Genomic DNA, 14,428 nt, shown 5'->3' on the forward strand with positions numbered 1-14,428 from the left:
AAGCAAGACAAGAAGTAGCCGGTTAGCAGAATATTAATACCGGCTGGAAGGACTTTAGCAGCGCTCGTTCCGCCTGGCCTCGGCTTCAGCCCTGGCCTGCGCTTCATCTCCGCGCGACATGAGATAAGCACCTAGCGCAGCCGCTCCACAGAGAACCACGGCATTGCCGATAAAGAGCAAATAGAACATTTCGCTCATTGCTGCCCCCTGAAACAAAAAGGCCCGCATCGCTGCGGGCCTTTTCAAATTCTCCGGACTATTCGTCCCGGTAGACCTTTTCGCGGCGCTCGTGCATTTCCTGGGCTTCGAGGCTCAGGGTGGCGATCGGGCGGGCGTCGAGGCGGGCGATTCCGATGGGATCACCGGTCTCTTCGCAATAGCCATAGGTATTGTCGTCGATGCGCTTCAGGGCTGCGTCGATCTTGGAAATCAGCTTGCGCTGACGATCGCGCGTCCGCAGTTCCAGCGAGCGATCGCTTTCCGAGCTGGCACGATCGGCCATGTCCGGATGGTTCTGCGACTCTTCCTGAAGGTTTTCGAGGGTCTCCCGGCTCTCGCGGAGGATGTCATCCTTCCACGCATTGAGCTTTGCCCGGAAATATTCCCGCTGCCGCGGGTTCATAAACGGCTCGTCGTCACTGGGCCGGTATTCAATTACTTCTGCAACCGAAGACATCAGCAGACTCAACTCCCATGCGCCCCTAAGCGGCCTATATATGCGCCTCGCCTGCCTCGGGCAAGCATCGAGAACGCAGGTCCTTAATGCGGAAAAGTGCCTAGGCCAAAGGCCTCTAGCGGAGAACTGGCGACAATTTGATGACCGACAGTCAGATGGGCGGGTAACGGCCGAATTTGGCGAGTTCTACTCGCACGCGCAGCTCGATGTCATCGAGCAGGCTATCGAGGCCCGGCAAAGTGCGTTCGCGCATCTCGCCGAGCATGGAAACCATGCCGTCGAGACTATCCACACTCACCTTGCCCATCAGCAGATCCACCTTGATCTCGTCGAGCATATCGAGGAGGGACGCACCGCGCCGGACGGCCTTTTTCCTGCCGGTCAGCGGCTCGTCTACAGCCTGCAGCGCCAGGATGGAATCCAAGCCAGTCATGGCCTGCGCCGGCATATTGCCCGCCACCCGCGCCGGCGCCTCGCCACCGGCCGGCACGAAATCGACGCCCGAGCCGGTGCGGCCCGCGGCAGTGCCGCGGCCAATTCCGGATGTTCGATTGGTGGTGTCGATGCGCAAGCTGGGACTCAATTGGTTTGCAAGCCTCATCGGCAAAATCTGCCGCTACCCGTTAACAAGGCCTTAACGCGCCCGGCAAGAATTGCTTAGCGACCGGAATGCGTCGCCTAACCAGCTACAGTCAGTTTCAAATTTCCTATTAAATTCAATACTGTACAACACAAGGAAGAAACTGGCACGGTTTTCGCAATGACCTCGTCGAATGTCGCCCATGGGGATGGAGCGGCGAGACGACGGGGATGCCTGATGAACAAATCACTGCTGCGCACGCTTTTCGCCGGAGCCCTCACCCTGACCATGGTGATGCTGCCCGCTCTTGAAGCCAGCGCGGCTTCGGCCCGTATCAAGGATATCGTCGACTTCGAAGGCGTGCGCGAAAACCAGCTGGTCGGCTATGGCCTGGTGGTCGGCCTCAATGGCACCGGCGACAGCCTCAACAACTCTCCCTTCACCCGGCAGTCGCTGCAATCCATGCTGGAACGCCTCGGCGTCAACACGGCGGGCGAGAATGTCCGCACCGCCAATGTGGCCGCCGTCATGGTTACCGCCAACCTCCCCGCCTTTGCCACCCAGGGCTCGCGCATCGATGTCTCGGTGGCTGCCATGGGCGATAGCGACAGCCTGCAGGGCGGCACGCTGCTGGTGACGCCGCTGCTCGGCGCCGATGGCGAGGTCTATGCCATTGCCCAGGGCCCGGTGACCATCAACGGCTTCAAGGCCGAAGGTGACTCGGCCTCCATTATCTCCGGCGTGCCGACAACCGGCCGCATTTCTTCCGGCGCCATGATCGAGCGCGAGATCGACTTCCACCTCGGCGCCCAGACCTCGCTGCGCCTCGCGCTGCGCAATCCGGACCTCACCACGGCGCGCCGTATTGCGCTGGCGGTCAATGACTTCATCGGCGCCCCGACCGCGACGCCGGAAGATCCGGCCACAGTGCGCGTCACCCTGCCCCCGGGTTTCAACGGCAATATCGTCGACCTGCTCACCGATATCGAACAGTTGATGGTGCAGACCGACCAGGTCGCCAAGATCGTCATCGACGAGAATTCCGGCATCATCGTCATGGGCAAGGATGTACGCGTCTCGAGCGTTGCCGTGGCCCAGTCCAACCTGACGGTGACCATTGCCGAAGACCCCACAATCGTGCAGCCGGCGCCGCTGAGCAATGGCGTGACGGCCGTGGAAGACAATACCACGCTCAATGCCAATCTCTCCGACACCGCCCTCACCGTGGTCAATGAATCGGTGACACTGCAGGAGTTGGTGGATGGGCTGAATGCTCTGGGCATCTCGCCGCGCGACCTGATCGCCATTCTGCAGGCCATCAAGGCCACCGGCGCGCTACAGGCCGAAATCGAGGTGCTGTGACGATGGACATCATTACCCGCAAGCCCGGCTCGACCCTGACCGAAGGTCAATATGCCAAGGTCAAGGCGCAGGCCGAAGAACTCGAAGGCGTCTTTCTCAATACGCTGACCAAGGAACTGTTCTCCTCGATCAAGACCGACGAGAGCGTCATGGGCGGCGGCTTCGGCGAAGAGACCTGGCGCTCGATGCAGTCCGAACAGATCGCCTCAACCATGGCCCAGAACGGTGGCCTGGGCATTGCCGAACAACTGCTGCCCGACCTGCTCGCCATGCAGGAAGCAGCCAATAATCAGAACAAATTGCCGGGAGCCTATAAATGACCGCAGCCGCACGCCTTGCCGCCCTCGATAGCCTGCCCGCCGATGAACTGTGCCAGATGGCCGAAATCGCCCTGGCTGCTCTGGTCAATGTTATGAACCAGGAAACCACCCTGCTCCGTGCCGGCCATATGCGGCAGGCCAGCGTGCTGACGCCGGAAAAGGCGCGGCTGGCACAGGACTATGTCGGCTTTGCCCGCTCGGTGCAGCGCCAGGGCACGCGGCTGGCCAGCCAGGCGCCAGAGGCGATTGCCCGGCTGCGCCAGGGTCACGAGCGTCTGGCCACCCAGATGGCGGAGAACCTGCGCGTGCTGGCTACGGCCCGCATGGTGACGGAAGACCTGCTCACCGACGTCGCCAAGGTTGTGGGCCAGCAAAGCCGCGCCAAGGCCTATGGCCGCGCAGGCACCATCGCCGTGGACCCGAGCAGCTCGGCACGCGGCATTGCGGTCAATCGTGCGCTGTAACTACCTCTCATTTAAGTAAAATCGAGTCCTTTGCTGTAAACACCAAGCAACTGCTGGAGGCTTATTGCTGTCTGCTAGAACGTAATTCCTTGCAGGGACAGCATCATGATCTCCGCAGTTATGGCAGAACAGCCAATCGCCGCGAGCAGTCTGATCGAACTCCGCAGCCGCCCGATCCCGGGCGGTGAGCGCAGCATCTTGCCCGATAGCGCCCCACCCGCCCCCGCAACACCCAAGAACAGCGAGGACGCCCAGTTCGGCGGCAGCGAGCAGCGCACGCCCGCGCAGCCGGAACCGCCGGTCAAGCAATCGTCCTCATCTTTTGCGGCTGCAGTGCTCTCGGGTGCCTTGTCCCCGGCACCGCAGACCATGAGCCAGCTGTTCCGGCGCATCGGCATCAGCCCGATCCCCGAGGAATCGCAGGCCCGGCTCAAGGACCTGACGGTCTAGTTAATACATGGTGATTGCCATCGGGCCTCGGCCCAAATCAGAAAGCCCCGGTTTCCGGGGCTTTTCTTGTTTTGGCCCAGTGTGATGTCGTTCTCATTTTGCCCAAAGATTCATCACGGATTTAACGGTTCGTTATGGCCTGCCGGATGAGGATCGGCCTGCCTCAGAAAGAGGCGTTAAAGTTTGCGTACTCCTAGAAAAGGATGGACCTATGTCCGATATCTCGCTCTCGAAAGCCGTTCGCTCGAACCTGCTTTCCCTCCAGAACACCTCCTCCATGATGGCCAAGACCCAGGATCGGCTGGCCTCGGGTAACAAGGTGAACTCCGCTCTCGACAACCCCACCAACTTCTTCACCGCCCAGGGCCTCAACAGCCGCGCCGGCGACCTGAACCAGTTGATGGACGGCATGGCAAACGGCATCCAGACCCTGGAAGCTGCAGACAACGGCCTGACCTCGATCACCAAGACTCTGGAATCGATGCAGTCGACCCTGCGCCAGGCCCGCCAGGACAAGTCCTTCCAGACCCAGTCGGTTGAACTGGACGCAGCAACCCTGGGCACCAGCACCGCTCGCAGCATCACCTTCAAGGGCGGCGCCCTCGATGCCAACCAAGCCGTGCGCGTGCACAACTCGGTTTCGACCGGTAGCGGCGGTTTCGCTGCTGAAGGTACCGCTGGCCGTGCCGGCACGCTGACCCTTCAGGCCTCCAACCTGAACAACAACGCGACCGTCAGCGTCAACTTCTCCGCCACTGACACCGCAGAAACCACTGCTGCCAAGATCAACACCCAGTTGAACTCGGTCGACCCCAAGGGCGGCGTTTCGGCGCGCGTCACCAACGGTCAGCTGGAAATCGTCAACGCCAAGGGTTCGGCCGTGACCATCACCGGCACGAACGAAGAATACATTGGTCTGAACTCTGCCGACGTCACTGCCGGCACGGGCAAGGTCGCAGCAACTGCTGTTGGTGCAGGCGCCGTCGGCACCTCGACCGCGACTGGTTTTACCTTCCAGATCAACGGCGAAGACGTGGCGATCACCGCCAACGCTACCGCTGATGCGACAGCAAACGGCGCTGACCTCATCGCCCAGATCAATGGTTCGGCTGCAGCCATCAAGGCGGGTGTCACCGCTTCCAACGCGACCGGTACGCTGACGCTGACCCAGGCTGACGGCAAGAACTTCTCCGTCTCTGGCGCAAGCACCTCTGCAAAGCTCAACATCGCTGACACCACAGCAACCACCAACGGTGTTCGCGGTGCCGGCGCTGTCAAGGCTGCCGTTGCCACCAACCAGATCAAGTCGGCCGACGTGCTGGTCGCGGAGATCAACGGCAACAGCGACCTGACCGGCAAGGTTCGTGCTTCCAACGACAACGGCAAGCTGCGTATCGAAAACCAGTCCACCAAGGACCTGACGATCGATGGCGTCGGCTCCAACGGCAAGGTCGATGGTACTTCGACCGCTGCCACCAAGATCCTCGGCAACACCGTCCGCGCCGATCTGGCTTCGCAGTTCAACGAACTGCGCGATCAGCTCGACAAGACTGCCGATGACGCTTCGTTCAACGGTATCAACCTGCTGCGCGGCGACAATCTGAAGATCACCTTCAACGAAACCGGCACGTCCTCGATCGATATCTCGACCAAGGGCAGCGCACAGGTCAATGCTGCCAACATGGGTGTCTATGACATCAAGGCAGAAGACCTGGACAGCGACGCGACCATCGACTCTCTGCTGGGCGACCTCAAGACCGCTCTCAACGATGTCCGTTCGCAGTCGTCGGCTTTCGGCTCGAACCTGTCGATCGTTCAGAACCGCCAGGACTTCACCAAGAACATGATCAACACCCTGCAGACCGGTGGTGCCAATCTGACGCTTGCTGACATGAACGAAGAAGCTGCCAACCTGCTGGCCCTGCAGACTCGCCAGTCGCTGTCGAGCTCCTCGCTCTCGCTGGCATCGCAGGCCGACCAGTCGGTCCTCCAGCTGCTCCGTTAAGCGGTTCTTAAAAATCTTGAAAGGCGGGCCTCGGCCCGCCTTTTTTCGTTTTCCCCTTCCCTCTCAGCAGTTTAGGCCCACGGACCAAGCGTATTGCTTATGGTTAATGGAAATTCATGGTTAACGACCTGTTAGGATTCACGAGGTTAATAAAGTCTCAACCCCGGAATCGGGGACTGAGCCGACCATCGGCACCGTGAAGAAGGAACGACCATGTCCGATATCTCTCTTTCGAAAGCCGTTCGGTCGAACCTGCTTTCGCTGCAGAACACTGCCACCATGATGGGCAAGACCCAGGATCGCCTGGCCACGGGCAACAAGGTGAACTCGGCCCTGGACAATCCGACCAACTTCTTCACGGCTTCCTCGCTCAATAGCCGCGCCGGCGATCTCAATTCGCTGATGGACTCGATGGCCAATGGCATCCAGACCTTGGAAGCCGCCGATAACGGCCTGACCTCGATCACCAAGACGCTGGAATCGATGCAGTCGACGCTGCGCCAGGCGCGCCAGGACAAGAGCTTCCAGACCCAGTCGTTCAATCTCGACCCAAGTGTCGTCGGCAATGGCGCGGTGGAAAACCTGACCTTCTCGGACGGCGCCTTCGGTACGCCGCAGCAGGTCAAGCTGCACAGCAAGGTGATCAGCGGCAACAATGGTTTTGCCAATAATGGCGCTGCCGGTGAAGCGGGCAATGTCACCATCCAGGCCGCAAGCCTGAACAGCAATATCGCGGTGAACTTCAGCTTCTCGGCGACCGATACGGCCGCTTCCGTGGCCGAAAAGATCAACAATCACCTGTCCAGCACCGGCGGCACTTCGGGAATCTCGGCCAAGGTCATCGATGGCCAGCTCAGCATTCAGAGCTCGAAGGGCGAGACCATCACCTTGGGGAGCACCGGTAACACGGCGCGCTACATCGGCCTCGAAGCGGGCAATACGACTGCGACGGCTGCCACGGCGGGCCCCGGCACTGCGGTTGCTGCTGGCGCACTCGCGACCTTCTCATTCACCATTAATGGTGAAAGCGTCACCGTTCCGGCGACGCCGGCCGGCAATACCGACGCCCAGAATGCCACGGCCATCAAGGAGGCGATCAACAATTCCGCTGCCGGCCAGAAGTACGGCATCCAGGCGACGGGTGCGACCAACCAGATCACCCTGACGGCCGCCAATGGCGCTGACTTCACCCTTGCCGGTGCAGGCTTGGCGACCGCCGGCCTGACCGCTGCGACCACCACCAATGGCGTTCGCGCATCGGGCACTGTGACCACGCTGGCCGCGATCAACGAGGTCAAGACCACCGACACGCTGGTCCGCGAGATCAATGCCTCGGACATGCTCAACACCAAGATCCGCGCTTCCAACGACAACGGCAAGCTGCGCATTGAAAACCTGAGCACAAAGGCGCTCAAGATCGACGGCGTCAACTCGACCGGCGATATCGACGGTAATTCGACCGGCGCCTCGCAGATCGCCGGCAACAAGATCCGCGGCGACCTGGCCAGCCAGTTCAACGAGCTGCGCGATCAGCTCGACAAGACCTCGGATGACGCCTCGTTCAACGGCATCAACCTGCTGCGCGGCGACAACCTGAAGATCACCTTCAACGAGACCGGCACCTCCTCCATCGACATCCGCACCAAGGATGGCGAGGCGCTGAACGCCGCGAGCCTCAATGTCTTCGACATCACCGAAGAAGACCTCGACAGCGACGTCGGCATCGAAAACCTGATCGCCAATATCAAACTGGCGCTCAATGACGTGCGCTCGCAGTCCGGCACCTTCGGATCGAACCTGTCGATCGTCGAGAACCGCCAGAACTTCACCAAGGAAATGATCAACACGCTGGAAACCGGCGCTGCCAACCTGACCCTGGCAGATATGAACGAAGAAGCGGCGAACCTTCTGGCCCTGCAGACCCGCCAGTCGCTGTCCTCATCGTCGCTGTCGCTGGCCAGCCAGGCCGACCAGAGCGTGCTGCAGCTGCTGCAGTAATCCAGCGCTTTTTCCATACGGCATAATCCGAAGGCGGACCCATGGTCCGCCTTCCTTGTTTCCGCCGCTACGGCGCATAAGATCAGCTGGAAGAATCCAGCACTGGAGGCACAGAATGGCGCTCAAGGTCGAACTGAAGCCCGGCGAGAAACTGCTCGTCGGCAATTGCATCATCACCAATTCGGATCAGCGGACGCGCCTTTTCATCGACGGACGGGTGCCCATCCTGCGCGAGAAGGACATTCTCACCGCGGAAACCGCCAATACGCCAGCCAAGCGCATCTATCTGGCGGTGCAGCTGATGTACATTGAGGAGGACATTTCCACCGCCCGCGACCAGTATTTTGCCTTGGTGAACGAGTTCATCAAGGCGGTGCCATCATCCATCTCGTTAGTTAACCAAATCAACAACGAGATATTAACCGAGCAGCTCTACAAAGCTCTCAAGGCTGCCCAGAAGCTTATCGACTACGAACAGGATTTGCTCTCCAATGTATCAGCAAGGCGCGAAAGCCTACCATCAGACGGCGAAAGTCGTTGAATCCTCGCGGGAACGGGAGTCGGCCCTGCTCATGCGCGCCGCAGCCTCGCTGCAGAAGGTTCGCGACGAATGGCCGAACAGCTTTGACGAGCTGAAGGCCGCGCTCAACTTCAATCGCAAGCTCTGGACCATCTTCATGACCTCGGTCACCAAGGAAGACAGCGTCCTGCCGATCGACGTCCGCCAGAACATTGCCAACCTCGGCCTGTTCGTCATGAACCAGACCCGCGAAATGCTGCTGGAGCCCCAGCCGCAGAAGCTCGAAGTGCTGGTGCGCCTCAACCGCCAGATCGCCTCCGGCCTGCGCGGCATGTAAGCTGCCGATGAATTTGAAAAGCCCCGCATTGCGGGGCTTTTTGTGTTTTTGGGGGTGTTGTTCGCTGGCCGCAACGTGGTGCTCAAACCTCCCCGACCCGACCCCTTCGGAGCCACCTTCCCCACAAGGGGGAGGGATAAGAGGCATCGAGTCCGCTGAGCTGTCCTATCCCTCCCCTGAATGGGGAGGGTGGCCCCGGAGGGGTCGGGTGGGGTGATGGCTAGGCCACGGGTCCGTAGGTAACGCCCTACAAAAGAAATCCCCGCTTGCGCGGGGATCAGTCGGTCAGACGGGCTTTGGAGAGCCGTCAGATGAAGTTCACGAGGCTCAGCTTGCTGACCATCGACGTCGTCTGATAGCTGGCCTGGAGGCGAGTCTGCAGCGCCAGGATTTCCATCGCCACGTCTTCCTTGCTCACCGTCTCGATATCGCTCAGCAGGTTCTCCAGCTGGGCCTTGTAGTTGGTGTGGCGCGTGGTGGCATTTTCAAGCGACTTCTGCGCTAGACCGATATCCATCGTGACGATTTCGATCGAGCCCTTTTCGCTATTGTGGGACTCGGACAGCTCGGACTGCTGGCGGCTGGCCATGCCGTCGAAAAAGCCGGTCGAGAGCCGGTACTTCTCCTGGACCTGCTTGTCATAGTCGGCCAGCGCGGCGGTGCGCAGCGGGCCTTCGGGCTGGGCCATGGCGGCGACGCGGACCGGCTCGAGATCAGCCTTGACCTGCTCCTCGGAAGGATAGGTCGAGACTGCCAGCGCCGCCTGCGAGCGGATGAGGCGGAGGAAACCGCTCTCATTGGCCTGCATGCCGTAATTGACCCGGCTGGAGTCATCCACCGCCGTCGAAACGCTCTGGCGCGGGTTGGGATTGTCGCTGCCCGAATACCATTGCACGATCGAGGCTGCGCCGGAGCCCAGCGAGGTGGGCTTGGTATCGCCGGGCGCGGTCACCGGGATCTGCGGCACGCCGTCTTCGTGGAAGAAGTCATTGGCAGCGGCAAAGGCCGAGGCGGCGCGCAAATCGGTCTGTCCGGTGCGGCCGAGCGAGGCGCCCAAGGCGGTCTGAAAATTCAGCGCCGTGTCAGCCGGTGTCGCGCCGATAGTGTAGGAGCCAGTCGGCGCCGGGGTTTCGGTGGTCGCGGTCAACTTGACCTGCGTCTCAGTTCCATCGGGCAACGTCAGGCCGATGCTGATGCTATCCCCGCTGGCGGGATTGGCGATGAAGTCGACGCTGATATTGCGCGGCGCCGTGGTGCCCGGCTGGGTCACGGTGACCGCGGTGGTGGCGGCGGTGCTGGAGACCGTCGAGAGCTTGAAGCCGAAGGGATGGGCGCCATCTTCCTGCAGCGTCACCGGATCGACGCCGGCAGCAAAGTTCAACCGGCCGGCCACATCCGGAGCAGTCGGGTTGACGCCATCGGCGCTGCGGCGCAGGTCGACGACCTGGTTGTAACCGCCCTTGCCGCCTGCACCATTGAGCAGCGTATCGGCGTCGAGCAGCGGCGGCTTGTCGGTGACGCTGCCGCCAAACAGATAGCGGCCGGCCACGTCTTCATTAAGCATGGTGACGATTTCGTCGAACCGCGCGGCCGAGAGGCTCGGCAGCGTCGCCATATTGATGCCGCCGGTGCCATACTGGCCGGGAATGGCCGCATTGCGGGCCTCCCCTTCCATCTTGTCAAAGCGCGTCATGGTCTTGTCGAGAAAGCTCAGGCGCAGGTTGACCGTATCGATATTGCCCGAAAAGCCCTCGATGGCGCTGAGGCGCGAGCGCACCGATAGCGACATGGGAAGATCGCTGCCCATTTCGGAGAGCTTTGAGGCCTTTTCGCCGGTGCCGAGCTGCATCTGCAGCGTGGCAAACTTGTCCTGCATCTTGGAGATGACGCCGAAGCTGGTCTGCAGCGGGAACATGGACTTGTTGACGATCATTTGGGGTTACGCTCCTCAGGTCGTCGCAAACAGGGTGTCCAGCAGTTCCTTGACCACCGACACAATACGGGCATTGGCGGCATAGGCGTTCTGCAACTCCATCAGCCGCGCCATTTCTTCATCGACGTTGACGCCATATTCGCTCTGCATCTGATCGGTGATGGTATCGAGCGTCAGCTGGCGGTCGTCGCTCTTGCTCAGCGCGGCATTGACCGAGGAACCCTGGAAGCTGATCACCTGCGAAATGACATCGCCGAGATTGCCGCTGAGCGAGAAGCGGTCGCTGGCAATGGCAGGGCCATCGCCGGAGACGAATTTCATCGTATCGAGCTGGTCGAGAATGAATTTGGCACGGTCGGCATCGCCCAGCGTGCCGCCGACCGTATGCTGCACCATCAGTTGGTTGTTGGCGATGACCTGGGGATTGATGCTGATGCGGCCCGCAAAGCCCAGCTTCTGCGGCGGATTGCCATCGAGTTTGCCGCTATAGACGGAGTTGCCGCTATCGACGAACAGCGGCATGGCAAGGCCATCGCCCTGCATGGCCGTGGCCGAGCTCAGCTTGGTGAGGCCGGTCGGAACCGTCGTGCCATTGCCGGTGAACTGCAGGCTGGCGCCGGTCGCGCTGACCGACACGGCCAGCGCCGGCTCGGTATCGGTCGAGCTGGCGAACTTGCTCTGCAGCTGCGCCGCGGCATTGCCGGCCTTGTCGGCATCGGTTGTGCCATTGCTGAGATTGATGCCGATGACCCGCGCGCCGCTGGCATCGCGATAGTCAACGTCAGTCTGGGTGGTATTGACCAGCTTGATGGTCTGCTCGACGCCGTCGACCTTGACCCTCATGGTCATGGAATTGCCCGGCAGCATGCCGCCGGCATTAACCGCATAGCCGCCGGTGATGGCGGTGCCCGCCGTCTGGTTGGTCGAGAAGGCCTGGGCCAGGCCGGCAGCGATCTCGTCGAGCTGCGACTGCGCCTCGACCAGAGTGCGATCGCGCAGATTGACGAGGCCAGCCAGTTCGCCGCCCTGCAGCACGCCCTGCTGCACCAGGTCGAGCGTCAGGCCTGACGGGGTAGTGAGGGTCAGCTTGCCGACGCGGGTCTTTTCCGGATCGGGATCGAATTCGGAGGTCGCATCCAGCGTACCGGCGCTCTCGAAGCTGAAGGTCGAGGCGCCGCTGTCGAGAATGCCGACGCCCGAACGCGTCATCAGCGCGACGGTACCGTTGGAACGGTAGTCGGCGGTAATGTCGACCTTTTCGGCAATGCCGGCCACCAGGCGATCGCGCTGGTCCTGCAGCGTGGCGCGCGTACCATCGGTCATGCCGAGGTCGAGCAGGCGCGCATTCACTTCGCTAAGCGAGGTGATCATGCCGTTGAGCTGGTGAACGCTGTTGGCGATCTGCCCTTCGGTCTCGGCGCGCATCACCTGGATATTGCCCGAAAGCCGGTTCAGCGTCTCGGCCATGGTCTGCGCCGCGCCCAGCGCCCCGGCGCGGACGGTATAGTCGTCCGGGCTGGTGGCCAGCGCCTGCATCGAGGTCTTGAGACTGCCATAGAGCGTATCGAGCGAGCCGGCCGAGCCGGGCTTGCCCATGAAGCCCTGCAGGCGGTCGAGATAGCTGGCCTGCACGCCGGAATTTGCCGTGTCCGAGACCTGGCGGTTGTAATAGGCCTGCAGGCTGGAGTTGAAGACGCGGGTGGTGCCGATCGAGCGGGCGTAGCTCGAGCTCTGCGAATTGTAGTCGACGACATTGAGGGACTGCCGGTGATAGCCGGGCGTGCCGGAATTGGCGATATTGCGCGACAGGACGCCGAGGCCATCCTGGTTGATGCGCAGTCCGCTGACCGCATTGTTCAGTGATGTCGTCAGACCCATCTCGAACGCCCTTCCCTACCGACCCGGCGCATGACGCGCCGGGCTTACTGCCTTTGCTGGTCTCAGCGGATCATGTTGAGGGCTTCCTGCAGCATCTCGTCGGCTGTCGAGACGATGCGGGTGCCCGCGGCATAGGCCTGCTGGGTGACGATCAGCTTGGTGAACTCGTCCGAAATGTCGGTATTGGACGCTTCGAGCGAACCGCCGATAACGCCGGTGCCGGAGAGGTCGAGGATGGCCTCGCCGGATTCCGAGGTGGCAGTGAACACACCACCATCAAGACGCTTCAGCTGATTGATGGCGTTGAATTCGGCCGTCACCACCTGGGCCATGTCGATGCGTTCGCCATTGGAATAGGTGGCGACGACGCGGCCATTGTCATTGATGGCCACCGAGATGAATTCACCGGCGCCATAGCCGTTCTGGTTCAGCGTCGACACATTGGCGGTGCCGTTGACGTCAGCGAACTGGGAAAGGCCATTGGTGTCATAGCGGAACTCGACATCGCCGATATTGACACCATTGACGGTCAGGTTGTTCAAGGTGGTCTGGCCATTGGTCGGCGAGGCCAGAGAACCATTGGGCGCGAACTGGAAGTTTTCCTGCACGCGGGTCCACTGCGTCTGGGTCGGCGTCGCTTCGCTATTGGACATGTAGTAGAGGTGCCAGACGTCGCCACCGCCGGTATCGGCATTGCTGACCTTGGCCCAGCGCATCTGCACGTTGGCCGGCGCGCCGTTCTCGGCATAGACCGTGATCGCGCCGCCCGAGATCGAGTTGGACAGGAACTGGGTGTTCTTGTTGGCCGGAATCTCGTTGACAGCCTGGCCGTAGGGCACCGAGCTGGTGGCCGGCGTATCGGTGAAGGCCACCGAGGTCGAGCCGGTGGCCGCATCGAGCTTGGTCACCGACAGGGCAACGCCCGTGGTCGACGGCAGGGTGACGGTCAGATTATTGGTGCCCGTGTCGAAGGCCACGGTCGCCGTGCCCGCCCCGGTGCGGGTCTGCATATGCGTCTGGATCGTCGATGCGATGCCCGCCATGGTGTTGTTGGGGGCAAGCGACGTATCGATATACATATTGGTCGCATTGCCCGTCGGAAGCGTTGCCGGGGCGACGGGCTGCTGGAAGTGATAGGTGAAGGGCGAGCCGCCGATCGACACGGTCAGCTGATCGCCGGTCAGATCGGCAACAGCCGGCCCCCAGGAGCCCTGCGACACAGCAGGCGAGAAGGTGGCGCCCGGCACATAGTCGGCAGCACGGAACAGCTCGCTGTTTGGCACGGTCGCCTTGTAGGCGGTCGGCTTGGGCATCTGCGGCAGGTTGGCCTGGTAGTTGATGCGATTGGTCTGCTGCGCCGGCAGGAAAGCGTTGGACAGCTTGATGACTTCCGGCACCGAGCCGGAAATATTGCCGGTACCCGGATCGATCGGCAGGCCCTTGAGGTAATAGCCCGCGCCATTGACCAGCATGCCGTCCTTGTCGATCTCGAAGTCGCCGCGGCGGGTGTAGAAATTGGTACCGGCGAACACCGAATTGCCGTCCGACTGGCCGACCTTGGGCTCGACCACGAAGAAGCCGTTGGAATTGAGCGCGATATAGGTCTCGTTGGAGACGGTCTTGATATCGCCGGCGATATCATTGGTGCCGCGCGACTGGGCCAGCACGGCGCCGGGAACCTGGCGCTTGATCGGGGCATCCGGGATCAGGTCGAGGAAATCGGTCTCGATGCGCTTGTAACCCGTGGTCTGCGAATTCGCGATATTGCCCGAAATGTTTTCAAGTGCGTGCGACTGGGCCCGCAGACCGGTCACCGCACTGGAAAGCGCGCCATAGATGCCCATCGAAAACTCCTTGAAACTTTTTGCGCCTGGTTGCGACTGCTCGACCGTATAATAGCAAGTA

14 protein-coding genes are annotated in these 14,428 nt (G+C 61.3%); 8 read left to right on the forward strand and 6 right to left on the reverse strand.

Going from position 1 to position 14,428, the window contains the following annotated elements; translation table 11 throughout:
• Nucleotides 1-54: 54 nt before the first annotated feature.
• The 3 genes from BM045_RS18860 to BM045_RS07065 form a co-directional block, all read right to left on the reverse strand.
• Nucleotides 55-198, reverse strand: a complete 144-nt coding sequence (locus tag BM045_RS18860) for a hypothetical protein (protein ID WP_170848417.1) — start codon at nucleotides 196-198, stop codon at nucleotides 55-57.
• Nucleotides 199-256: 58 nt separating this feature from the next.
• Nucleotides 257-676 (reverse strand): RNA polymerase-binding protein DksA, encoded by a 420-nt coding sequence (gene dksA / locus BM045_RS07060; protein WP_092181429.1) that lies wholly within the window; start codon nucleotides 674-676, stop codon nucleotides 257-259.
• A gap of 151 nt (nucleotides 677-827) precedes the next feature.
• Nucleotides 828-1,247 carry a flagellar assembly protein FliX gene (locus BM045_RS07065; RefSeq protein ID WP_170848418.1) on the reverse strand — a complete coding sequence of 140 codons (420 nt, stop codon included), beginning with the start codon at nucleotides 1,245-1,247 and terminating at the stop codon, nucleotides 828-830.
• A gap of 297 nt (nucleotides 1,248-1,544) precedes the next feature.
• Between BM045_RS07065 and BM045_RS07070 the strand changes: the two genes are divergently transcribed.
• The 8 genes from BM045_RS07070 (at nucleotide 1,545) to flaF (ending at nucleotide 8,712) form a co-directional block, all read left to right on the forward strand.
• On the forward strand, nucleotides 1,545-2,618 hold the full coding sequence (locus tag BM045_RS07070) for a flagellar basal body P-ring protein FlgI (RefSeq protein WP_244522957.1): 1,074 nt from the start codon (nucleotides 1,545-1,547) through the stop codon (nucleotides 2,616-2,618).
• Between the two features lie 2 nt (nucleotides 2,619-2,620).
• Nucleotides 2,621-2,938, forward strand: coding sequence for a rod-binding protein (locus tag BM045_RS07075; RefSeq protein ID WP_092181437.1), 318 nt, complete (start codon nucleotides 2,621-2,623; stop codon nucleotides 2,936-2,938).
• Complete coding sequence (locus BM045_RS07080) at nucleotides 2,935-3,402, forward strand: hypothetical protein (RefSeq protein ID WP_092181440.1); 468 nt, start codon at nucleotides 2,935-2,937, stop codon at nucleotides 3,400-3,402. Before BM045_RS07075 ends, BM045_RS07080 begins: the two co-directional genes overlap by 4 nt.
• Nucleotides 3,403-3,507: 105 nt before the next feature.
• Nucleotides 3,508-3,852, forward strand: coding sequence for a hypothetical protein (locus tag BM045_RS07085; protein WP_139198738.1), 345 nt, complete (start codon nucleotides 3,508-3,510; stop codon nucleotides 3,850-3,852).
• A gap of 211 nt (nucleotides 3,853-4,063) precedes the next feature.
• Nucleotides 4,064-5,857, forward strand: coding sequence for a flagellin N-terminal helical domain-containing protein (locus BM045_RS07090; protein ID WP_092181446.1), 1,794 nt, complete (start codon nucleotides 4,064-4,066; stop codon nucleotides 5,855-5,857).
• 213 nt (nucleotides 5,858-6,070) lie between these two features.
• A complete protein-coding gene (locus BM045_RS07095; RefSeq protein ID WP_092181449.1) occupies nucleotides 6,071-7,855 on the forward strand; it encodes a flagellin N-terminal helical domain-containing protein in 1,785 nt (594 codons plus the stop codon).
• A 115-nt stretch (nucleotides 7,856-7,970) separates the two neighbouring features.
• Complete coding sequence (flbT, locus tag BM045_RS07100; RefSeq protein ID WP_092181452.1) at nucleotides 7,971-8,396, forward strand: flagellar biosynthesis repressor FlbT; 426 nt, start codon at nucleotides 7,971-7,973, stop codon at nucleotides 8,394-8,396.
• Nucleotides 8,347-8,712 (forward strand): flagellar biosynthesis regulator FlaF, encoded by a 366-nt coding sequence (gene flaF, locus BM045_RS07105; protein WP_092181455.1) that lies wholly within the window; start codon nucleotides 8,347-8,349, stop codon nucleotides 8,710-8,712. The genes flbT and flaF overlap by 50 nt, the downstream gene beginning before the upstream one ends.
• 307 nt (nucleotides 8,713-9,019) lie before the next feature.
• Here flaF and BM045_RS07110 read toward each other — a convergent pair whose 3' ends face one another.
• The 3 genes from BM045_RS07110 to BM045_RS07120 form a co-directional block, all read right to left on the reverse strand.
• A complete protein-coding gene (locus tag BM045_RS07110) occupies nucleotides 9,020-10,645 on the reverse strand; it encodes a hypothetical protein (protein ID WP_092181458.1) in 1,626 nt (541 codons plus the stop codon).
• 15 nt (nucleotides 10,646-10,660) lie between these two features.
• The gene (gene flgK / locus BM045_RS07115) at nucleotides 10,661-12,523 is read right to left on the reverse strand and encodes a flagellar hook-associated protein FlgK (protein ID WP_092181461.1); all 1,863 of its coding nucleotides are present in this window, start codon (nucleotides 12,521-12,523) and stop codon (nucleotides 10,661-10,663) included.
• A 62-nt stretch (nucleotides 12,524-12,585) separates the two neighbouring features.
• Complete coding sequence (locus BM045_RS07120) at nucleotides 12,586-14,367, reverse strand: flagellar hook protein FlgE (RefSeq protein WP_092181464.1); 1,782 nt, start codon at nucleotides 14,365-14,367, stop codon at nucleotides 12,586-12,588.
• Between the last annotated feature and the right edge of the window lie 61 nt (nucleotides 14,368-14,428).

Origin of the sequence: Devosia sp. YR412 (assembly GCF_900110945.1) — a bacterium.
In the GTDB taxonomy this organism is placed as follows: domain Bacteria; phylum Pseudomonadota; class Alphaproteobacteria; order Rhizobiales; family Devosiaceae; genus Devosia.